Genomic DNA, 20,411 nt, shown 5'->3' with positions numbered 1-20,411 from the left:
GAGTGGTTGAGGTACTGCCGGAGGGGCTGTCGGGACCGGGCATGGTCCGGGCGGCCCCGCTTTCGTCAGGCCGCGCGCTGAGCCAGCGCGTCACCAGCGGTCCGCTTGGTCAGCCAGGCGGCCACCGCGTCGCGGTGGTAGAGCACGTCCCGGCCGACGCGCATCCCCTTCGGGGCGAGACCTCGGTGGCGCATCTGGCGTACGGCGTGCGGCGTCTTACGAATGAGCGCCGCGACTTCCTTCGTCGTCATCCACGGCGACTGGTCGTCGGTGGGCATCGTCGTCTCCGTTCGTTTCCGGTCGCAGATCCTCGATGCTGCATGCGAGTGCGGCAGCGATACGGGCGAGAGCTTCAGGCTGGGGCTCCGTCAGGTCCCGCTCGATGCGGGATACATGCGACGCGGACAGGCCGGCGATGGCTGCGAACTTTCGTAGCCCGCGCCCGCTCGTTTCGCGTCGTTTCCGGATTCCCTGCCCATCGGCTTTCATGACGGCAACGATAGGCAACGAACGGCAGGGATGCAAGGGGATGCGTGGAGACGATTCGTTTCGTATCCGCTCGGTGACCGCGCGTACACCATTCAGGCCATGTATCCGGCCTGCTCTCGCGCGGAAGGGAGGGTGCCCTTACGCTGTCTCTGTTGCTGATCGTTGCGCGCCGTTGCGTGCATAGGGCACAGAGGGAGAGAGGTCGCCCCCCATGACCAGGGACCCCAAAGCGTGGGCACGGCTCGGCCAAGCGCTCCGCTCCGCACGCACCCACGGCGGCCTCACCCTCGCCGACCTCGGTAACCTCGCCGACGTATCCGCCCGAGCCGTCCAGGATGCCGAGGCTGGCACCGTCCCCAAGGCGCGCATGCCCCCCAGCATCGGGAAGGTCGCGGCGGCGCTCGGCTGGCCAGAGGGCGCAGTCGACGCCGTACTCGACGGCGCGGCCCCGCCGGGCGCCGGATGGCAGGACGTGCCCGTGCGGCGGCAACTCCGGGAGGAAGCCGTCGCGGGGATCATTACCACCGCGATGGTCCGCGCCATGAGTGGCACTCCCGCCGCGGAGATTCGCGCCGCCACGAAGATCGCGTTGGACGAACTGCGGAAACAAGGGTTCATTGCCGAGACGGATGGCGTACAACCGGAACCGAATCGTGCGGACTCATAGTCACCAAGCGGTCACACGCCTATCCTCATCCTCCGGGCCGCTGATGCCCCGGAGGATGAACGGGGTCCGCATGGCAACGACGACGATCATCACTGCCGCACTCGGCCCGAGAGTGGCCGCTTTCACCTGCCAGATCGACGGCCGCACCGTCGCCGTCGTCAACGACCGCGTCAGCACCGACAACCGGCTCCGCACCCAGGCCACCTGGGCGCTGCTGGCCACGGGCATGGACGCAGGGCACGCCATAGGGGCACTTCATGGGGTACGTAGCTGACCGCTGGCACAAGACCCGACCTGGCCCGGACGAAGCCGAGTGCGGCCAGCACAAAGGCCAAGTCGCCTCAGCCGCCCACGGGAAAGGCAAACGCTGGCAGGCCCGCTACGACGGGCCAGACGGCAAGGAACGCACCAGCCTGTGGCGCACCATCCCCGAAGCCGAGCGGGAGATCGTCAAGAAGGAAGCGGCCAAGCTCGCCGGCTCGTGGATCGACCCGAAGGCCGGCGAAGTCATCGTCGAACGCTTCGCCCGCGACACGTGGCTGCCCGCGCAGTCCATCATCGGCCGCTCCGAGATCGAGTATCTGGGAGCGCTACGCCGATACCTGTTCCCAGAGTGGGGACAGCGAGAGATGCGGTCCATCAAACCGTCCGAGGCCGGGGCGTGGCAGAAGCTCCTCACCACCAAGTACAACCTCAGCGGCAGCTACCCGAACCGCGTAGCCAGGTACGTCAGGGGCGTGTTCCACCTCGCGGTCATCGACCGCGTCATCCCCGTGTCGCCGTTCGAGCGCATACCGGCGCCCACCCTCGTCGTGTCAGCAGTGCAGCCGCCGGACGTGACCGAAGTGCGGCAGCTCATCGCTGCCGCCTACCACCCGCGGTGGGCCGCGATGGTCGAGCTGACTGCGCTCACCGGCCTCCGGTCGGGGGAGTTGCGCGGACTGCGCTTGTCGCAGATCGACTTCCTGCGGCGCACCATGCTGGTAGATCAGCAGCTCGTGTACGAGAAAGGGAAGGGGATGTACTTCGACGCGCTGAAGACCGGCGCAGGGCGCAGGGCCCTGCCCCTGTCGCAGCGCGCCGTCGACCTCCTCGCGGCGTACGCAGCGGAGTATCCGCCGGCCGGGTCCGGGCCCGGCGCGGGGCTCGTCTTTACCATGCCGGCCGCCGGGCTGATCGGTGAGGCCACCATCGACTACGCGATCAAGGCGACGTGCAGGCACGCCGGAGTGAAGCCGCGGCACTGGCACGAGCTGCGGCACCACTACGCCTCGGTCCTCATCGCGGGTGGCGAGAACCCCAAGGTCGTCCAGATGCGCCTCGGGCACAAGGACGTGATGACGACCATGCGGACGTACAGCCACCTCTTCGCCGCCGCCGAGGAGAAGACGCGGGATGTTCTGGATGCGGCATGGGCTCTGCCGGGTGAGACTGCCGAAGAAGGTCGAACGGATTCTTCTGCGAAGGGCGGAAGGTTTCCGGAATCCAGGAGGTCCGATGCGGTTGTTTCCCAGCTCAAAGGCTAGTCCGGGACAGCACCACTGGATGTTCCAGGCGGAGAGTGCGTAGGGCGGCGTGACTCCGGTGCGGATGGTTCGGGCGGTGTGCCTCGGCGGCGGCCGGATATGCGCCGTGCACGCCTCCGATGCGCCCTTCCGCCGGATACGCGGGCCGGTCTAGCGTCGGTCTGAGGAGGCGGCCATGGCACGGCGACGGATCCTTCTGCCGGTTCTCGCTCTCGGCGGGCTCTGGTGGTGGGCCGTACTGCGGCTCGCTCTGGCGCCCGAGCACGCCGGGGTCATCGAGGGGGCGGTGGCGGCGGGCGGCTGGGGGCTGAGCCTGCTGCCGGTGCACGCGGCGGCCCGTAGGTCGGTGAGGCCCGGGAAGGGCGCCGTCGTGGCAGTGGAGGGGGACAGGGGCGTCGACGGGGCGGTGGCGGGGTATCCGGACCACCCGGACGGACCGGGGGATCCGGACGGTTCTCAGGGGACGGGGCCCAACTGGCAGCGTGGACACCAGTAGACGGGGCGGTCGGCCTCGTCCGCCTTGCTGACGGGGGTGCCGCAGCGGCGACAGGGCAGGCCGCCGCGGCCGTATACGTACAGATGACGGCGGGACCGGTCCCGGTTGGCCTCCAGGAGCCTCTTCGCGGCCGTCACCAGGCGCTCGGGAGACGGCAGGTCCCCGATGGGCAGCCAGGGAGTGGTGCGGATGAGGAAACACGTCTCGCACCGGAAGACGTTGCCGATGCCCGCGAGATTGCGCTGGTCCAGCAGCGCGTCCCCGATGGTGACCGCCGGGTCGGCGAGCAGATTGCGCAGGGCGGTCCGCGGATCCCAGTCGGGCCCGAGGAGGTCCGGCCCCAGATGGCCCACCACGCGTTCCTCGTCCGCCGTGCGGAGGAGTTCGAGCACGGGGAGGCGGTAGCCGACGGCGGTGCGTTCGGCGTTGCCGAGGATCGCCCGGATCTGGTGGCCGGGGCCGCCGCGCCAGCGCTCGTCGGCGCCGTACACCCGCCAGGCTCCGTCCATCCGCAGATGTGAGTGGAGGGTGAGGCCGCCCTCGACGCGGGTCAGGAGATGCTTGCCGCGCGGGGTGACGTCGAGGACCGTCCGGCCGGTGAGGTCGGAGGTCGCGAACCGGGGGACGCGGAGGTCGGACCGGGTCAGCAGCCGCCCGGCGAGGGCGGTGTGCAGGCGCCGGGCGGTGTGCAGGACGGTGTCGCCTTCGGGCATGTTTCCATCATGCGCGAGACGGTCCCCGGGACGGACGGCGTACGGGGTGTGGCGTGCGCGGATGTACGAAAACGGGTCCCGCGGGCGGAAGGATTCCGGAACGGTGTCAGGCCCGCAGACGCAGGCCCCTCGGGGTGGCGTGGAAGCCCGCCGACTCCAGGACGCGGCCCACCGGGGAGCTCAGCGCCTGCTCTCCGTTCGCCCGCTCCACCGTGACCGTGCCGAGCGCGCCGGCACGGGCGGCGGCTGCCAGGGCCTCGGCGGCCGTTCGCAGCGCCACGTCGTCGGCGACGCCGGCGGCCGTACGCGCCGGGTCGGACAGGGCGGCCGGATCGCCCGGCCAGGCCAGGAGGGTCTTGCCACCACGTTCCATGTAGAGCGTCAGGGCGCCGTCGACGAGGACGACCAGGGAGCCCGCCTTGCGGCCCGGCTTGTGGCCGGCGCCGGCGGGCGGATCCGGCCAGGGCAGCGCCGCCCCGTACGCGTTGGCGGGGTCGGCGGCGGCCAGGACCACGGCGCGGGGCGAGGGGTCGGACGCCTCGCGGTCACGGGCCGTGGAGGCCGCGCGGAGTCGGTCCACCGCGCCGTCCATCGCGAACTGGGCCGCGCCGAGGCCCTCGACGACATAGCCGCGGCGGGCCTGCCCGCTGTCCTCGAAGACGGACAGCACCCGGTACACGGCCGAGAAACCGCCCTCGATGCCTTCGGAGGCGACAGCGCCACGCGTCACCACCCCATGCCGGTCGAGGAGCGTGCGGGCCAGGGCATGGGCGCGGCGCGTGCGGTCGGGGTCGGGGGAAGGGAGCAGCGACCAGCGTCCGCTCACGGTCGGCGGTCCCGTACGGGAGGCGGGCCGGGCCGCGGCGGTGAGGGTGCCGTAACGCCCGCGCGGGACGGTCCGTTTGGCGCGGTGGGCCGTCGAGCCCGCCGTACGCCCGGAGCCGAGCAGAGAGCGCAGTGGCGCCAGGGTGTCGTTGGTCAGCCGCCCCGACCAGGCCAGGTCCCAGACGGCGTCGGCCAGTTGGGGATCGGTGACGTCCGGGTGGGTGGTGGCCCGCACCTGGTCGGTGATCTGACGGAAGAACAGGCCGTAGCCGCCTGACAGGGTGGTGAGGACCGACTCGTGCAGCGCCGTCAGCTCAAGGGGATGCGGCGGCGGGAGCAGCAGCGGCGCGGAGTCCGCCGGATGGAGGGAGATCCAGCCGTCCTTGCCGGGGAGGGCGCCGGCGCCGGCCCAGAGAACCTCGCCCGTGGTGGTCAGCTCGTCCAGCAGCGTCGGCACGTAGCCCGTGACGCGGGAGGGGAGCACCAGCTTCTCCAGCGCGGACGCCGGGATGGGCGCGCCCTGCAACTGCTCGATCGCGCGGGCCAGTCCGTCGATGCCGCGCAGGCTGTGGCTGCCCAGATGCTGCCACTGCGGCAGGAACGTGGCGAGCGCGGCGGGCGGCACCGGCTCCAGCTCGTGCCGCAGCGCGGCGAGCGACCTGCGGCGCAGCCGGCGCAGCACCGTCGCGTCGCACCACTCCTGGCCGATCCCGGACGGATGGAACTCGCCCTGGACGACCCGGCCGCCGGCGGCGAGGCGTTGGAGCGCGCCCTCGGTGACGGCCGGGCCGAGTCCGAAGCGGTCGGCGGCGGCGGAGGAGGTGAACGGGCCGTGCGTGCGGGCGTGGCGCGCCAGGAGGTCGCCCAGCGGGTCCTTGACCGGCTCGGTGAACGCCTCGGGGACGCCGACGGGCAGGGCGGTGCCCAGCGCGTCACGCAGCCTCCCCGCGTCCTCGATCGCCGCCCAGAACTCGGCGCCGCCGATCCGGACCCGGATGGCGCGGCGGGCCGCGGCGAGATCCGCCGGCCACCGCGGCTCGGACCCGCGCTCCGCCAACTCTGCGTCGGTGAGCGGGCCGAGGACTCGCAGCAGGTCGGCGACGCCCTCCACGTCCTTGATACGGCGGTCGTCGGTGAGCCACTGGAGCTCGCGCTCCAACTCCTCCAGGACGTCCGCGTCCAGCAGCTCGCGCAGCTCCGCCTGACCGAGGAGTTCGGCCAGCAGCCGCGAGTCCAGGGACAGGGCCGCGGCGCGCCGCTCCGCGAGGGGGGAGTCGCCCTCGTACAGAAACTGCGCGACATACCCGAAGAGGAGCGAACGGGCGAACGGGGACGGCTCGGTGGTGGTGACCTCGACCAGCCGGACCCGGCGGGATTCGATGTCGCCCATCAGCTCGGTGAGACCGGGCACGTCGAAGACGTCCTGGAGACATTCCCGGACGGCTTCCAGGACGATGGGGAACGAACCGAACTCGCTCGCCACCTGGAGCAGTTGGGACGCCCGCTGGCGCTGCTGCCAGAGCGGGGTGCGCTTGCCGGGACTGCGGCGCGGCAGCAGCAGGGCGCGCGCCGCGCACTCACGGAAACGGGCCGCGAACAGCGCGGAACCGCCCACCTGATCGGTGACGATCTGGCCGATCTCGCCCCGGTCGAAGGCGACATCACCGGCGCCGATCGGTGCCTGCTCGTTGTCGTACGCCGGATCGGGCGACATCGGGTCCTGGTCGAGGAGGTCCAGACCCATCAGATCGGCGTCGGGCAGCCGGAGCACGATGCCGTCGTCGGCGTGCATGACCTGGGCGTCCATCCCGTACCGCTCGGAGAGCCGGGCGCCGAGGGCCAGCGCCCACGGCGCGTGCACCTGGGCACCGAACGGAGAGTGGATGACGACCCGCCAGTCGCCCAGATCGTCCCGGAACCGCTCGACGAGGATCGTCCGGTCGTCCGGGACATGGCCGCAGGCGCGGCGCTGCTCGTCCAGATACGCCAGGACGTTGTCCGCCGCCCAAGCGTCGAGGCCGGCCGCCGTCAGCCGCAGCCGGCCGTCCTGAGGGGACAGCGCGCCCACCTCGCGCAGGAACGCCCCCACCGCGCGCCCCAGTTCGAGCGGACGGCCCAGTTGGTCGCCCTTCCAGAAAGGCAGCCGGCCCGGCGCCCCGGGGGCGGGGGAGACCAGCACCTGGTCGCGGGTGATGTCCTCGATACGCCACGAGGTCGTGCCCAGTGTGAAGACGTCGCCGACCCGCGACTCGTACACCATCTCCTCGTCCAGCTCGCCCACCCGGCCGCCGCCCTTGCGGCCCTTGCCGTTGTCGGCACCGGATGCCCCGGCACCGGATGACCCGGCGAGGAACACACCGAAGAGGCCGCGGTCGGGGATGGTGCCGCCCGAAGTGACGGCGAGACGCTGCGCACCGGGGCGGCCCGTGACCGTACCCGTCACGCGGTCCCACACCACACGAGGGCGCAGCTCCGCGAACGCGTCCGACGGATAGCGGCCCGCGAGCATGTCGAGGACGGCGGTGAACGCCGACTCGGGGAGCGAGGCGAAGGGCGCCGCGCGGCGGGCCAGCGCGAGCAGGTCGTCCGCCTGCCAGGTGTCGAGCGCGACCGTCGCCACGAGCTGCTGCGCCAGCACGTCCAGCGGATTGGCGGGAATCCGCAGCGCCTCGATGGAGCCGGTGCGCATCCGCTCGGTGACGACGGCGGCCTGCACCAGATCACCGCGGTACTTGGGGAAGACGACGCCCGTGGAGACCGCGCCCACCTGATGGCCGGCGCGCCCCACGCGCTGGAGGCCGGACGCCACCGACGGGGGCGACTCGACCTGGATGACGAGATCCACCGCGCCCATGTCGATCCCCAGCTCCAGGCTGGACGTGGCCACGACGGCCGGCAGCCGGCCCGCCTTGAGATCCTCCTCGACCCGGGCGCGCTGCTCCTTGGAGACCGAGCCGTGGTGGGCGCGGGCCAGCAGGGGCGGGGCGCCCTTGGCGGCGCCCGACTCGGCCATGATCTCGGCGGGGGAGTGGGCCTCGGGCATGGCCTCGCCCGTGGCCCGTTCGTAGGCGATCTCGTTGAGCCTGTTGCACAGGCGCTCGGCAAGGCGGCGGGAGTTGGCGAAGACGATCGTCGAACGGTGCGCCTGGACGAGATCGGCGATCCGCTCCTCGACGTGCGGCCAGATCGACGGCTTGTCGCCGCCGTCCGAGCCGCCGCCCCCGCTGTCGGCGGCCGGGGAGCCTCCCAGCTCGCCCAGATCGGCGACGGGGACGACCACCGACAGATCGAACCGCTTCCCGGAAGGAGGCTGCACGATCTCGACCCTGCGCTGGGGGGAGAGATACCGGGCGACCTCGTCCACCGGACGCACCGTGGCCGACAGACCGATACGGCGGGCGGGGCGCGGCAGCAGCTCGTCCAGCCGCTCCAGGGAGACCGCGAGATGGGCGCCGCGCTTCGTCCCCGCGACGGCGTGGACCTCGTCCAGGATCACCGTCTCGACACCGGCCAGCGCGTCGCGCGCCGACGAGGTCAGCATCAGGAACAGGGACTCGGGGGTGGTGATCAGGATGTCCGGCGGCTTGGTGGCCATCGAGCGGCGCTCGGCGGCCGGGGTGTCGCCGGAACGGATGCCGACCCGGATCTCCGGCTCGGGCTGTCCGAGGCGGACGGACTCCTGCCGGATGCCCGTGAGCGGGCTGCGCAGATTGCGCTCCACGTCCACCGCGAGGGCCTTGAGCGGGGACACGTACAGCACCCGGCAGCGCTTGCGCGCCTCGGCCGGCGGGGGCACCGAGGCCAGCTTGTCCAGAGCGGCGAGGAAGGCGGCCAGGGTCTTGCCGGAGCCGGTCGGGGCGACGACCAGCACGTCCGAGCCCTCGGCGATGGCACGCCAGGCGCCCTCCTGCGCGTCAGTGGGCGCGGAGAAGGCCCCCGAGAACCAGCTGCGGGTCGCGGGGGAGAACGAGTCGAGTGCGGTGCCGGCCATCCCTCCATCCTGCACCCGGCCACTGACAATCGCCCGGACCTGCGGAAACGGGTGGGACGAAGCGGCACGGGGCGCGGAATGGGGGGAAGGGCGCGGCCGGTGCAGACTGGGGGCATGGCGGCTCGGGAGCAGGCACGGCACTGGCGCTACTCGGAGCTGCCCGGTGTCGACCTCCTGCGGGCCAGGTACATCGACAAGACCTTCGTCAGGCACACCCACGAGACGTTCGTAATCGCCGCGATCACCAACGGTGTGGAGGTGTTCCACGTCGGCGGCAGCGACCAGTACGCGGGCCCCGGCTCCCTGGCGCTGGTCAACCCCGACACCCCGCACACCGGTCACGCGCAGGGTCCCGAGGGCTGGCAGTACGGGGCCGTCTACCCGTCGCCCGACCTTGTCGCGGAGATCGCGGCCGAGACGACGCGGATCCGCGGCACCCCCGGCTTCGTCGAGCCCGTCGTCGACGACCCGTACACCGTGCGCCTCGTCCACCAGGTTCTGCGCGCCGCCGACGAGGGGAACGCACTCGCCGCCGACACGTTGCTGCGGGCCGCCGTCACCCGCCTCCTGCGGCTGAACGGGGGCACGCTGCCGCAGCGTACGGCGCGGGGCGCGGGCGCCAGGACGGCGGCACGGGCGCGTGCCGTGCTGGAGCGGCGGATGGCCGACCCGCCGTCGCTGGAGAAGCTCGCCGCCGAGCTGGGCACCAGCCCGTTCGCCCTGCTGCGGGCCTTCCGGGACGCGTACGGCATGCCGCCGCACACCTGGCTCACCGACGCGAGGGTGCGCCGGGCCCGGCACCTGCTGGACGCCGGGACGTCCCCGGCCGAGGTGGCGGGCCTCGTCGGGTTCACCGACCAGCCGCACCTCAACCGGCATTTCACCCGGATCGTGGGGGTGCCGCCGGGCGCGTACCGCAGGGAGCGGACGCCGGGCGGCACGTGAGCGGGCGGTGCGACGGCTTGTTCGAGCGGTGCGGTGCGGTGCGGTGCGCAAGAACGTACAAGACGGAGCCCGATCCCGCCCCGTAGCGTCTGCGACGTGGCAGAACAGACAGCATCAGCAGACAGACCCGACACGGCGGCGATACCCGCCCGGTCGGCCCCGGAGACCGCGAACGAGGCGGCGACAGCCGCACACGGGGCGCCCCGCCCCGCCCCGGAGACGGGCCGGGCCGGCCCACGGCCCGGGAACGACGGCGGGGGCGACGGGGAGGCCACTGGCGTGGGCGGCGACGGTACGGCTGCCCGTACGGCTCCGGGAGCCGGGCAGAGCGGTGAGCCGGTCGGTGAGCAGATCGGTGAGCCCGGCGGCGAGCCGAAGTCGGATTCGGCCGTCGTCCGCGACGCGCTGGGCGTCGGCGTCGCCGTCGGCCTCTCCGGCTTCGCCTTCGGCGTGACGTCCGCCGGGGCGGGCCTCACCGTCCTGCAGAGCTGCGCGCTCAGCCTGCTGGTCTTCACCGGGGCCTCGCAGTTCGCACTCGTCGGCGCGCTGGCGGCGGGCGGCAACCCCCTGACCGCCGCGGCCGGTGCCTTCTTCCTCGGCGTACGGAACACGTTCTACGGCCTGCGCCTGTCCCAACTGCTGGCACTGCCACGCTTCGTACGCCCCTTCGCCGCCCAATGGGTCATCGACGAGACGACGGCCGTCGCGCTCGCTCAGCCCACACGGCGCAGCGTGCGCCTCGGCTTCACCGTCACCGGGCTCACCCTCTACGTGCTGTGGAACCTCACCACGCTTCTCGGCGCGCTCGGGGCCGAGGCCATCGGCGACACCGACGCCTGGGGGCTCGACGCGGCCGGCCCCGCCGTCTTCCTGGCCCTGCTCGCCCCCATGCTGCGGACCACGACGGAGCGCGCCGTCGCCGCCGGTGCGGTCGTTCTCGGGCTCGGCTTCCTGCCGGTGCTGCCCGCCGGTGTGCCGGTGCTCGTCGCCGCGCTCGCCGCCCCCGCCGTCCTCTGGTTCGAGGGCCGCGGGACCACCCGCCGGAAGGGATCAGGCCGATGAGTATCTGGATCGCCATCGCGCTGACCGCTGTCGGCTGCTATCTCGTCAAGCTGCTCGGGCTGCTCGTACCGGCGGGCGCCCTGGAACGCCCCCTCGTTCAACGAATGTCCGCACTTCTGCCCGTCGCGCTGCTGGCCGCTCTCACGGCGCAGCAGGCCTTCGGCGGCGCCGACGGTGCGCTGGTCGTCGACGCCAGGGTGGCCGGGCTCGCCGCGGCGGGGCTCGCGCTGGTGCTGCGGGCACCGTTCCTGGTCGTCATCGCCGCGGCCGTCGCGGTCACCGCCGGGGTACGTGCCCTGGGCGGTTGACGCCGGTTGACTCCGGCTGACTCGGTCAGCCGATGTCCCGGCCGTACGCCCGCAGCGTCCGCAGGGCTTCGATCGTCGCGAAGGGACGCCGCTCCACCGTTCCGGCGGGCGCACACCCCGGCCGGCCGGGTGGCCAGCCGCCGTCCTCGCGCTGCGCCCGCGCCAGGGAGCGGAGCGAGCCGTCCATCTCCGCGTCGGTGAACCAGCGGCGGGCGACCGACTCGGGCAGACACGCGTAGTCGTGCGGGAGGAAGGCCTCGCCGCCCGGCGGGTCTCCGGCGGCGTACGCGGTCGCGCCCGGGTACGCCTCGGGGCGCGCCGGATCCAGGACCGCCATCCGCCGCTCCCGTACGAGCCGTCCGAGCCGGTCGGCGGCGCCGGCCGCGCGTGCCCGGTCCGGCACACCGTCCAGGAAGGCGACCGCCGCCGCGACCTCATGAGGAGGTGGCGTCCGAAGCGCGTCGACGGCGGCCCAGCAGAAGTCGGTGGCCCGGAACAGCCAGGCGTGCCACACCTGGTTGCGGTGCAGCAGCCCCACCACCGGGCCGGTCGCCAGCAGCTCGCCCTGCGCCGGTGGCACAGGCGCACCGGACGGACCACGCAAGGCGCCCACCGCGGGCAGCGCCCCGTCCGCCGCCGACACCAGCGTGAGATACCGGCACACCCGCTCCACCCGGGGCCCGCCGCAGCGCCCGACGCCGTCCAGTACGGACAGCGCGTGCGCCGTGTGCGACGGATGGCTCACCGGGCCGCGCAGATCGGGATCCAGGCCGTGGCCGTACCCGCCGTCCTCGTTGCGGTACGCGGTGAGCGCGGTCTCGACGGGCTCCGCCCCGCCGCCCGTGAAGTGGTGGGCGAACCGGCGCTGTTCGAGGACCCGCGCCGTCAGCCACATGAAGCGCTCCGAGCGGGCGAGGGGAGTCGACTGGGATGCTGCGGTCGCGGCCATCCACCGACCGTAGGACGCGAAGCGTCCCGCGCGGGGCGGACGGCTCCGGCTGCACTCTCAGGAGCGGGATACTGAGGTCATGCGGTTGACGATTTTCTGGGAACGGATGGCGGACCACTTCGGGTCCGCGTACGCGGACTCCTTCGCACGCGACCATGTGATGGCGGAGCTCGGCGGCCGTACGGTGCACGAGGCCCTCGCCGCCGGCTGGGAGGCCAAGGACGTCTGGAGGGCGGTCTGCGCCGCCGTGGGTGTGCCCGCCGACAAGCGGTGACGTACGCGTACGCGACACTGGCTCCGTGGCACTGACCGACGAAACAGCCCAGGAACCTCAGCCGTCCGCCCCGCCGCCGCCTCCCCCGGAGGGGAACGGCGGTGAGACGGCCCGCATGCCCCGCTGGCTGCCGCGCGCCATGGTGCTCGCGCTGACACTCATCGCCTGCTTCCAACTGGGCAGCTGGGCGTTCCACCAGCTCATCGGGCTGTTGATCAACGTCCTGATCGCCTTCTTCCTGGCGCTGGCCGTCGAGCCCGCCGTCAGCCGGATGGCATCGCACGGCATACGGCGCGGACTCGCCACCTTCCTGGTCTTCTTCGCCGTACTGATCGCGAGCGTCGGCTTCGTGGTGCTGCTCGGCTCGATGCTCGCGGGACAGATCATCGAGATCGTCGACGACTTCCCCAAGTACCTCGACTCCCTCATCAACTGGATCAACCAGAACTTCCGCACCGAGCTCTCACGGGTGGCCGTCCAGGACAGCCTGCTCCACTCCGACTGGCTGCAGAGATACGTCCAGAACAGCGCGAGCGGCGTGCTCGACGTCTCCACCACCGTGCTCGGCGGCCTCTTCCGGCTGCTGACGATCTTCCTGTTCTCGTTCTACTTCGCCGCCGACGGGCCGCGCCTGCGGCGCACCGTGTGCTCCGTCCTGCCCCCGGCCAAGCAGGCCGAGGTGTTGCGCGCCTGGGAGATCGCGGTCGACAAGACCGGCGGCTACATCTACTCGCGCGGACTGATGGCGCTCATCTCCGGCGTCGCGCACTACATCCTGCTGGAAATCCTCGGGGTGCCGTACGCGCCCGTGCTCGCCGTGTGGGTGGGCCTCGTCTCGCAGTTCCTGCCGACCATCGGCACCTATCTGGCCGGCGCCCTGCCGATGCTGATCGCCTTCACCGTGGACCCCTGGTACGCGCTGTGGGTGCTCGGATTCGTGGTGATCTACCAGCAGTTCGAGAACTACGTCCTCCAGCCCAAACTCACCGCCAGGACCGTCGACATCCACCCCGCCGTGGCCTTCGGCTCGGTCGTCGCCGGTACGGCCCTGCTCGGTGCCGTCGGCGCGCTGATCGCCATCCCCGCGGTCGCGACGCTCCAGGCGTTCCTCGGGGCGTACGTGAAGCGTTACGACGTGACGGACGACCCGCGTGTGCACGGCCACCGGCGGCGCGGCAGCGGGCGCACGCTGGCGCGGATGCGCCGGGCGCTGCGGCGCGCCAACCGGCGGGTACGGCCGGTCCGCCCGGAGAGCGGCGCCTGACGGCCCCGAAGCGCTCACCCCCTTCGCGGGGAGCTCAGTCGCGCAGGTAGGCGAGCACCGCCAGGACACGGCGGTTCGTCGCGTCCGTCAGGGAGAGGTCGAGTTTGGTGAGGATGCTGCCGAAGTGCTTGCTCACCGTCCCCTCACTGACGTGCAACGCCTCGGCGACGGCCGCGTTGGACCGGCCCTCCGCCATCAGCGCCAGAACTTCCTGTTCGCGCGGCGTCAGCCGCGACAGCGGGTCGCGGCGGTGCCTGAGCAACTGCCGTACGACCTCGGGGTCCACCACCGTGGCCCCCTCGGCGACGCGGCGGACGGCGTCGACGAACTCCTCGACGTGCCCGATCCGTTCCTTGAGCAGGTAGCCGACGCTGGTGCCGTCCGAGGAGTCGAGCAGCTCCTCGGCGTACGCGCGCTGCACGTACTGGCTCAGCACCAGGATGGGCAGCTCCGGCCGTCGCTCGCGCAACTCCAGCGCGGCCCGCAGCCCCTCGTCGGAGAATCCCGGAGGCATGCGCACATCCGTCACCACGATGTCGGGGTGGTGCTCGGCCACCGCGGCGGTCAGCTCGTCGGCGGTCCCGGCCTCGGCGACGACCTGGTGCCCGAAACGTTCGAGCAGGGCGGTGAGTCCGTCCCGCAGGAGCACGCTGTCCTCGGCCAGCACGATGCGCAACATCAGGTCCTCGTTCGGGTGGGAGTACGGGAAGAGAGGGCGGTGGCCGTGGCGGCCGTGTCGGTGCCGGTGTCGCCGGGCGGGCAGGGGATCCGCAGGCGGAACACGGTGGGTCCGCCGGCGGGGCTGGAGACCACCAGGTGGCCGTCGAGCACCGAGATACGGTCCGCCACGCCCTGCAGACCGGTGCCGCCGGAGAAGTCCGCCCCGCCCGCCCCGTCGTCCCTGACCTCCACGACCAGTTCGCCGTCGGCGATCTTGCCACACACCTCCGCGCGCTCGGCCCCGCTGTGCTTGGCGACGTTCGCCAGCGCCTCGGAGACCGCGAAGTACGCCGCCGTCTCGACCGGTTCGGGCAGCCGCCCCGGCAGCTCGAAGCGCACGTCGACCGGCACCGTCGACCGGTCGGCGACATCCTCGACCGCGTCCTTGAGCCCCCGGTCGGTGAGCACCTGGGGGTGAATGCCCCGGATCAGCTCCCTGATCTCCACCAGCACGGTGCCCGCCTCGTCGTGTGCCTTCGCCAGGAGGCCGCCCAGCGGCTCGCCGGGGTTCTCCAGCCTCGCCAGGCCGAGCGTCATCGACAGGGCCACCAGCCGCTGCTGCGCGCCGTCGTGGAGATCACGCTCGATCCGGCGGCGTTCCGCCTCGAAGGCGTCCACCAGCCGCACCCGGGACCGGCCGAGCTCCTGGATCCGGGAATCGACGGAGGCGTCGCGCGAGGACAGCAGTTGTCTTGTCAGCGCCGCGCGCCCGGCGGCCACCACGCCCAGCGGATAGGCCAGTACGGGAAGCAGCAGCGCACCGATCAGCGCCGCCGCGAACGCCTGCGGATACGACTCGGCCAGCCAGACCTTCAGTACGCGGGCCTCCTCGCCCCCGCCGGCCGTGGCCATGACGACAGGTGTGGCCAGCAGGCCGCCGCAGACGACGAGCACCGTTCCCAGGGCCAGCGCCTCCAGGGGCCACAACACGAACGCGAACAGCAGCGCGTAGCCCAACTCCCGCCACGTGGCAGGCTCCTTGAGACGGACCCGGACCCAGGCGGCCAGGCCCGTACCGTCCGGCTCGCGGTGCGGATCAGCCAGTACGACGGGGTCCACCAGCCGCAGCCGGCGGCGCTCCAGTGCGGCCAGCGGGATGCCCGCGAGCACGAATATCAGCAGCAGCGGAACGCCGATGACGACCACCGCCAGCACGCTTCCCGAGACCACCAGCAGGAGCAGCGAGACCAGGGTCACCAAGCCGACGGACACGCCGCTCAGCAGATACGCCGCGGAGCGCCACGGCCAGCTGCTGCGGAGATAACGGGGCGCTCGGAGCGCCTGCCAGAGGCTGGGGGAGTGCATGGACGCACGGTAGGCGGGTGCCGTACGGGGCGGCCACCCAGCCAGCTCCACCATTCGCCCCGTACACAGCCCCACCTGCCCCGTTCCACCCCGCCGGGGGTGGAGTCAGCTCCACCCCCGACCTGCCTTCCTGCTGTGATGTGCGCGGTGTCCGGTGCGGCTTGAGTGATCACCATGAACAACACCGCCTGGAACAACACCCCCGTGAACAGCGTCACCGTGAACAACGTCGCCATGAACAACACAGCGGTCCGGCTCAGTTCGGTCACCCGGTCCTACGGGAAGGGCCCGGCGGCGGTGACCGCGCTCGACCGGGTGACCCTCGACATACCCAAGGGCAGCTTCACCGCCGTCATGGGACCCTCCGGCTCGGGCAAGTCCACCCTGCTCCAGTGCACGGCCGGACTGGACCGGCCCACCAGCGGGACCGTGATGCTCGGAGAGCACGACCTGACCGCGCTCAGCGAGAACAGGCTGACCCTGCTGCGACGTGAACGCATCGGCTTCGTCTTCCAGGCGTTCAACCTGCTGCCCTCACTCACCGCCGAACAGAATGTCGGGCTCCCGCTGCGCCTGGCCGGCCGCAGACCGAAACGGGCGGCTGTTCTCGACGTGCTGGAACGGGTGGGGCTGCGTGAGCGCGCGGGTCACCGGCCCAGCGAGCTCTCCGGCGGCCAGCAGCAGCGCGTGGCGCTCGCCAGGGCGCTGGTCACCCGACCCGATGTGCTCTTCGCCGACGAGCCGACCGGGGCGCTGGACTCCCGGACGGGCCGGGAGGTCCTGACCTTGCTGCGCGGCATGGTCGACGGGGGGCAGACGGTGATCATGGTGACGCACGACCCCATGGCGGCGTCGTACGCGGACCGCGTGCTGTTCCTGGCGGACGGCAAGGTGCGGGACTCCCTCGACTCGCCGACCGCCGACCGGGTCGCCGAGCGGATGACCGCACTGGCGGTGGCATCGTGCTGAGGCTGACACTCCAAGGCATGCGGGCCCGTTGGGTCAGCTTCACCGGATCGTTCGTCGCCCTCGCACTCGGCGTGGGGCTCATCGCCGCCACCGGGCTCGCGCTCGCGGCCACGTTCGAGGCCCCGCACCGGGGACCGGAGCGCTTCGCGGCGGCCCCCGTGGTCGTCAAGGCCTCCGACACCCTGCGGGTGTCCACACCGATCGGCGAGCGTACGCGGCGGCTCGCCGATCCGCGGGCGGTGCCGGACGGCCTGGCCGCCGAACTCGCCCGGCTCGGCCGTACGGTCGAGGACCGGACCTTCCCGGTGTCGTTCGCCGACGCCTCCTTCGGAGATGGCGCCGACGGCGCCGGGGCGGTCGGGCATCCGTGGTCGGTCGCGGCGGCCACACCGTACCGGCTCATGGAGGGCCGGGCCCCCGAGGCGCCCGGGGAGATCGTCGTCGCCGCGGCGCCCGGTGGCGGCGTCGAGATCGGCGACCGGGTCGGGGTCGTCACCCCGGCCGGGGCCGGCAGCCGCACCGTCGTCGGCACCGTGGGCACGACGGACTTCGAGACCGCCGTGTTCTTCACCGACGCCGAGGCCGCCCAACTCTCGCCCCGTATTGACGCGTTGGTGGTGCACGCGGACGCGGCGGCCGTCCGAAAGGCCGTACGTGCGACGGCCGGCGACGGGCCGGCCGGCACCGGCGGGATCGAGGTTCTGACCGGTGACGACCGGCGGCGGGCCGATCCGGACCCCGACCGGGACAGCGAGGCCCTGGTCTCGGTCAACGCGCTGCTGGGCACGGCGGCGGCCATCACCTGCTTCGTCTCCGTCTTCGTGGTGGCGTCGACCTTCGCCTTCGCCGTGGCCCAGCGCCGCCGCGAGTTCGGCCTCCTGCGTACGGCGGGCGCCACTCCGCGACAGATACGGCGGACGGTGTTCGCCGAGGCGGTCCTCGTCGCCGTACCGGCCTCGGCGTTCGGCTGTCTGCTCGGCGCCTTCGGCGCGCCGCCGCTCGCCGCGTGGATGGTCGACAGTGAGATCGCACCGTCCTGGTTCGCGATCGGCGACCAGACCTGGCCGCTGCATGTGGCCTTCTGGACGGGCCTGTGCGTGGCGACGGCCGGCGTCCTGACGTCCTCCTGGCGGGCCGGACGGATCAAGCCCACAGAGGCGCTGCGCGAGGCCGCGATCGACAACCGGGCGATGCCCCCGAGCCGTTGGCTGCTCGGAGGCCTCGTCCTGTTGGCCGGTCTCGGACTGCTCGTGTGGTCGCTGGCCACCGATCCCGGCGAGGCCCTCAAGAGGAAGACCTACATCACCCGGCCGATGCTGCTGATCGTCGGCGTCGCCCTGTACGCGCCGGTGCTCGTACCACCGCTGGTGAGGCTCGTCACCTGGCTGCCCGCCCGGCTGCCGGGCGCCACCGGCCTGCTGGCGCGGGAGAACGCGGCCGGCGGGGTGCGCCGTACGGCGGCCGTCGCCGCTCCCGTACTGATCACCGTCGCGCTCGCCGCCTCCCTCCTCGGTACGACGGCGACGATCAGCGAGGCCAAGGCCGGCGAGGCCGCCGAACAGACGACCGCCGACTACGTGGTGGCGGCGCCGGGCGAGGAGGGCGCACTGCCCGACCCGTTCGTGGCACGGGCGCGAAGCATCCCCGGCACGGATGTGAGCGCCTCGCGCTCCACCGCCGTGACCGTGCTCGAAGAGGGTGTCGCCCTCGTCAGTTCCGAGGCCAGAGCCGTGGACCCGGCCGATCTCGCGGCGGTGTCCCGGCTGCCGGTGACCTCCGGCCGGCTGGCCGATCTCGACGACGGCGGCATCGTCGTCAACGAGGAGTGGGAGACACGGACGGTCGGGCAGCGGGTCAGGGTCTGGCTGGGCGACGGGCGGGAGGTGACGCTGCGGATCGTGGCGGTACTCCGGACCGGGACCGGCGGCAACGGTGCGTATGTGACCCCGCGTAACGCCCCCGGCGCCACGGTCGACCGCGTCGACGTCAAGCTGCGTGACGGTGCGGACGCCGGCGCTGTCGACGCCGCACTGCGCGAGGCGGGGCGGGCGACGGAAACGAACGTCCTCACGAAGGACGAGTGGATGGCGCGGAGCCATCCCCGTTCCAGCGAGAACACCCGCCTGGGGCTGCTGCTGATTCTGGGGATCGCCCTGCTGTACACGGGGATCGCGCTGGCGAACACCCTGGTCATGGCGACGTCCGACCGGGTCGGCGACCTCGCGGTGCTCCGGCTGACCGGGGCGACCAAGCCGCAGGTGCTCCGCCTGGTCGCGGCCGAGGCCCTGGTGGTCGTGGCCGTGGGCTCCCTCCTCGGGGCCGCCGTGGCCGGTCTGAACCTCCTCGGCCTGCGGGGCGCACTGGCGCTGCTCTCCGTCCGGTCGCCCCTGGTCGTGCCCTGGGGGAGCCTGGGGGCGATGGTGGCGGCGAGCGCCGTGCTGGCGGTGGTGGCCGCCGTCGTACCCGCGCTGACGGCCCTGCGCACGAGGCCGGTCGAGCTGGCGGGGACACGCGAGTAGCCGCGCCCCGTCGCGATGTGGCCGGGGCCGCGGCCGTACTCCCGCACCCCGCCCACTGCGCGACACGCCCGCGGGATGCCCTTGACATCAAAATCGAACAAGCATTCTCATGGGTTCCGGGCCGGCCGTTCGGGGTCTGCCGGAGCCGGAGTTTTCCACAGGCGGGGAGGACGTCGAGGCCCATTGTCAGTGGCAGGGGATAGCGTCTTCGATGTGAAGCGATCGACACAAGCAAATCGGGTGGAACCCATGGCAGGATCCGACCGCGAGAAGGCGCTGGACGCCGCTCTCGCCCAAATTGAACGGCAATTCGGCAAGGGCGCGGTGATGCGCCTCGGCGAGCGGCCGAACGAGCCCATCGAGGTCATCCACACCGGGTCGACCGCGCTCGACGTGGCGCTCGGCGTGGGTGGCCTCCCGCGCGGCCGTGTGGTGGAGGTGTACGGGCCGGAGTCCTCCGGCAAGACGACACTGACGCTGCACGCGGTGGCGAACGCCCAGAAGGCGGGCGGCACGGTGGCCTTCGTGGACGCCGAGCACGCGCTCGACCCGGAGTACGCGCAGAAGCTCGGCGTCGACATCGACAATCTCCTGCTGTCCCAGCCGGACAACGGCGAGCAGGCACTGGAGATCGTGGACATGCTGGTCCGCTCCGGGGCGCTCGACCTCATCGTCATCGACTCCGTCGCGGCCCTGGTGCCGCGTGCGGAGATCGAGGGTGAGATGGGCGACTCGCACGTGGGTCTTCAGGCGCGGCTGATGAGCCAGGCGCTCCGCAAGATCACTAGTGCGCTCAACCAGTCCAAGACCACGGCCATCTTCATCAACCAGCTCCGCGAGAAGATCGGCGTGATGTTCGGCTCGCCGGAGACCACGACCGGTGGCCGGGCGCTCAAGTTCTACGCCTCGGTGCGGCTCGACATCCGTCGTATCGAGACGTTGAAGGACGGCACCGACGCCGTCGGCAACCGCACCCGCGTCAAGGTCGTCAAGAACAAGGTCGCGCCGCCCTTCAAGCAGGCCGAGTTCGACATCCTCTACGGCCAAGGGATCAGCCGCGAGGGCGGTCTGATCGACATGGGCGTGGAGGAGGGCTTCGTCCGCAAGGCCGGCGCCTGGTACACGTACGAGGGCGACCAGCTCGGCCAGGGCAAGGAGAACGCCCGCAACTTCCTCAAGGACAATCCCGATCTCGCCGACGAGATCGAGAAGAAGATCCTGGAGAAGCTGGGTGTCGGCGTCAAGCCGGAGGCACTCACCGCCGAGCCCGGAGCGGACGCGGCCAGTGGGGCCGGTGCCCCGGCCGACGACGTGGCGAAGACGGTGCCCGCTCCTGCCACCAAGGCCAAGTCGGCCAAGGCGGCGGCGGCAAAGAGCTAGTTCGCCGCC

The 20,411-nt window shown here is 72.2% G+C and carries 19 protein-coding genes; 12 read left to right on the top strand and 7 right to left on the bottom strand.

Annotated elements, in window-relative coordinates; translation table 11 throughout:
- Positions 1–65: 65 nt before the first annotated feature.
- Positions 66–278 (bottom strand): helix-turn-helix domain-containing protein, encoded by a 213-nt coding sequence (locus OG700_RS08300; protein ID WP_405611180.1) that lies wholly within the window; start codon positions 276–278, stop codon positions 66–68.
- The gene (locus OG700_RS08295; RefSeq protein ID WP_405611177.1) at positions 217–489 is read right to left on the bottom strand and encodes a helix-turn-helix domain-containing protein; all 273 of its coding nucleotides are present in this window, start codon (positions 487–489) and stop codon (positions 217–219) included. Before OG700_RS08295 ends, OG700_RS08300 begins: the two co-directional genes overlap by 62 nt.
- Positions 490–700: 211 nt before the next feature.
- On the opposite strand from OG700_RS08295, the gene OG700_RS08290 reads away from it, so the two are divergent.
- The 4 genes from OG700_RS08290 (at position 701) to OG700_RS08275 (ending at position 3,178) form a co-directional block, all read left to right on the top strand.
- Positions 701–1,156, top strand: coding sequence for a helix-turn-helix domain-containing protein (locus OG700_RS08290; RefSeq protein ID WP_405611174.1), 456 nt, complete (start codon positions 701–703; stop codon positions 1,154–1,156).
- Positions 1,157–1,226: 70 nt separating this feature from the next.
- Positions 1,227–1,430, top strand: a complete 204-nt coding sequence (locus tag OG700_RS08285) for a hypothetical protein (protein WP_405611171.1) — start codon at positions 1,227–1,229, stop codon at positions 1,428–1,430.
- Positions 1,414–2,682, top strand: coding sequence for a tyrosine-type recombinase/integrase (locus OG700_RS08280; protein ID WP_405611168.1), 1,269 nt, complete (start codon positions 1,414–1,416; stop codon positions 2,680–2,682). The genes OG700_RS08285 and OG700_RS08280 overlap by 17 nt, the downstream gene beginning before the upstream one ends.
- 175 nt (positions 2,683–2,857) lie before the next feature.
- A complete protein-coding gene (locus tag OG700_RS08275; RefSeq protein ID WP_405611165.1) occupies positions 2,858–3,178 on the top strand; it encodes a hypothetical protein in 321 nt (106 codons plus the stop codon).
- Here the strand turns inward: OG700_RS08275 and OG700_RS08270 are convergent.
- Together OG700_RS08270 and OG700_RS08265 are read right to left on the bottom strand one after the other, a co-directional pair.
- The gene (locus tag OG700_RS08270) at positions 3,139–3,891 is read right to left on the bottom strand and encodes a DNA-formamidopyrimidine glycosylase family protein (protein WP_405611162.1); all 753 of its coding nucleotides are present in this window, start codon (positions 3,889–3,891) and stop codon (positions 3,139–3,141) included. The genes OG700_RS08275 and OG700_RS08270 overlap by 40 nt on opposite strands.
- Positions 3,892–3,997: 106 nt before the next feature.
- The gene (locus OG700_RS08265) at positions 3,998–8,707 is read right to left on the bottom strand and encodes an ATP-dependent helicase (RefSeq protein WP_405611159.1); all 4,710 of its coding nucleotides are present in this window, start codon (positions 8,705–8,707) and stop codon (positions 3,998–4,000) included.
- Between the two features lie 114 nt (positions 8,708–8,821).
- Between OG700_RS08265 and OG700_RS08260 the strand changes: the two genes are divergently transcribed.
- The 3 genes from OG700_RS08260 (at position 8,822) to OG700_RS08250 (ending at position 11,022) form a co-directional block, all read left to right on the top strand.
- Positions 8,822–9,652, top strand: coding sequence for an AraC family transcriptional regulator (locus OG700_RS08260; protein WP_405611156.1), 831 nt, complete (start codon positions 8,822–8,824; stop codon positions 9,650–9,652).
- Between the two features lie 351 nt (positions 9,653–10,003).
- A complete protein-coding gene (locus tag OG700_RS08255) occupies positions 10,004–10,714 on the top strand; it encodes an AzlC family ABC transporter permease (protein WP_405621526.1) in 711 nt (236 codons plus the stop codon).
- Positions 10,711–11,022: an AzlD domain-containing protein gene (locus OG700_RS08250; RefSeq protein ID WP_405611153.1), complete on the top strand. Its 312-nt coding sequence runs from the start codon at positions 10,711–10,713 to the stop codon at positions 11,020–11,022. Before OG700_RS08255 ends, OG700_RS08250 begins: the two co-directional genes overlap by 4 nt.
- Positions 11,023–11,047: 25 nt before the next feature.
- Here the strand turns inward: OG700_RS08250 and OG700_RS08245 are convergent, their stop codons facing one another.
- Complete coding sequence (locus OG700_RS08245; protein ID WP_405611150.1) at positions 11,048–11,971, bottom strand: hypothetical protein; 924 nt, start codon at positions 11,969–11,971, stop codon at positions 11,048–11,050.
- A 79-nt stretch (positions 11,972–12,050) separates the two neighbouring features.
- Here OG700_RS08245 and OG700_RS08240 point away from each other — a divergent pair, with 79 nt between their 5' ends.
- Positions 12,051–12,245 (top strand): DUF3046 domain-containing protein, encoded by a 195-nt coding sequence (locus OG700_RS08240; protein WP_405611147.1) that lies wholly within the window; start codon positions 12,051–12,053, stop codon positions 12,243–12,245.
- A gap of 25 nt (positions 12,246–12,270) precedes the next feature.
- The gene (locus OG700_RS08235; RefSeq protein ID WP_405611144.1) at positions 12,271–13,509 is read left to right on the top strand and encodes an AI-2E family transporter; all 1,239 of its coding nucleotides are present in this window, start codon (positions 12,271–12,273) and stop codon (positions 13,507–13,509) included.
- Between the two features lie 34 nt (positions 13,510–13,543).
- Here OG700_RS08235 and OG700_RS08230 read toward each other — a convergent pair whose 3' ends face one another.
- The gene (locus tag OG700_RS08230) at positions 13,544–14,188 is read right to left on the bottom strand and encodes a response regulator (RefSeq protein WP_405611141.1); all 645 of its coding nucleotides are present in this window, start codon (positions 14,186–14,188) and stop codon (positions 13,544–13,546) included.
- A complete protein-coding gene (locus OG700_RS08225; RefSeq protein ID WP_405611138.1) occupies positions 14,188–15,534 on the bottom strand; it encodes a sensor histidine kinase in 1,347 nt (448 codons plus the stop codon). The genes OG700_RS08230 and OG700_RS08225 overlap by 1 nt, the downstream gene beginning before the upstream one ends.
- Before the next feature lie 234 nt (positions 15,535–15,768).
- On the opposite strand from OG700_RS08225, the gene OG700_RS08220 reads away from it, so the two are divergent.
- The 3 genes from OG700_RS08220 (at position 15,769) to recA (ending at position 20,402) form a co-directional block, all read left to right on the top strand.
- A complete protein-coding gene (locus OG700_RS08220; RefSeq protein ID WP_405621524.1) occupies positions 15,769–16,503 on the top strand; it encodes an ABC transporter ATP-binding protein in 735 nt (244 codons plus the stop codon).
- Entirely contained in the window at positions 16,497–19,022 is a 2,526-nt protein-coding gene (locus OG700_RS08215) for an FtsX-like permease family protein (RefSeq protein ID WP_405611135.1), read from the top strand. Before OG700_RS08220 ends, OG700_RS08215 begins: the two co-directional genes overlap by 7 nt.
- A 249-nt stretch (positions 19,023–19,271) precedes the next feature.
- Positions 19,272–20,402, top strand: coding sequence for a recombinase RecA (gene recA / locus OG700_RS08210; protein ID WP_405611132.1), 1,131 nt, complete (start codon positions 19,272–19,274; stop codon positions 20,400–20,402).
- Positions 20,403–20,411 lie beyond the last annotated feature (9 nt).

It is taken from the genome of Streptomyces sp. NBC_01508 (genome assembly GCF_045040315.1).
Lineage (GTDB): Bacteria > Actinomycetota > Actinomycetes > Streptomycetales > Streptomycetaceae > Streptomyces.
This window is presented reverse-complemented; position numbering and strand designations above follow the sequence as displayed.

Excerpts from the sequence above, each read along its gene's own strand:
- OG700_RS08300 (WP_405611180.1), bottom strand. The coding sequence starts at position 278 with ATGCCCACCGACGACCAGTCGCCGTGGATGACGACGAAGGAAGTCGCG.
- OG700_RS08295 (WP_405611177.1), bottom strand. The coding sequence starts at position 489 with ATGAAAGCCGATGGGCAGGGAATCCGGAAACGACGCGAAACGAGCGGG.
- OG700_RS08290 (WP_405611174.1), top strand. The coding sequence starts at position 701 with ATGACCAGGGACCCCAAAGCGTGGGCACGGCTCGGCCAAGCGCTCCGC.
- OG700_RS08285 (WP_405611171.1), top strand. The coding sequence starts at position 1,227 with ATGGCAACGACGACGATCATCACTGCCGCACTCGGCCCGAGAGTGGCC.
- OG700_RS08280 (WP_405611168.1), top strand. The coding sequence starts at position 1,414 with ATGGGGTACGTAGCTGACCGCTGGCACAAGACCCGACCTGGCCCGGAC.
- OG700_RS08275 (WP_405611165.1), top strand. The coding sequence starts at position 2,858 with ATGGCACGGCGACGGATCCTTCTGCCGGTTCTCGCTCTCGGCGGGCTC.
- OG700_RS08270 (WP_405611162.1), bottom strand. The coding sequence starts at position 3,891 with ATGCCCGAAGGCGACACCGTCCTGCACACCGCCCGGCGCCTGCACACC.
- OG700_RS08265 (WP_405611159.1), bottom strand. The coding sequence starts at position 8,707 with ATGGCCGGCACCGCACTCGACTCGTTCTCCCCCGCGACCCGCAGCTGG.
- OG700_RS08260 (WP_405611156.1), top strand. The coding sequence starts at position 8,822 with ATGGCGGCTCGGGAGCAGGCACGGCACTGGCGCTACTCGGAGCTGCCC.
- OG700_RS08250 (WP_405611153.1), top strand. The coding sequence starts at position 10,711 with ATGAGTATCTGGATCGCCATCGCGCTGACCGCTGTCGGCTGCTATCTC.
- OG700_RS08245 (WP_405611150.1), bottom strand. The coding sequence starts at position 11,971 with ATGGCCGCGACCGCAGCATCCCAGTCGACTCCCCTCGCCCGCTCGGAG.
- OG700_RS08240 (WP_405611147.1), top strand. The coding sequence starts at position 12,051 with ATGCGGTTGACGATTTTCTGGGAACGGATGGCGGACCACTTCGGGTCC.
- OG700_RS08230 (WP_405611141.1), bottom strand. The coding sequence starts at position 14,188 with ATGTTGCGCATCGTGCTGGCCGAGGACAGCGTGCTCCTGCGGGACGGA.
- OG700_RS08225 (WP_405611138.1), bottom strand. The coding sequence starts at position 15,534 with ATGCACTCCCCCAGCCTCTGGCAGGCGCTCCGAGCGCCCCGTTATCTC.
- OG700_RS08220 (WP_405621524.1), top strand. The coding sequence starts at position 15,769 with ATGAACAACACAGCGGTCCGGCTCAGTTCGGTCACCCGGTCCTACGGG.
- recA (WP_405611132.1), top strand. The coding sequence starts at position 19,272 with ATGGCAGGATCCGACCGCGAGAAGGCGCTGGACGCCGCTCTCGCCCAA.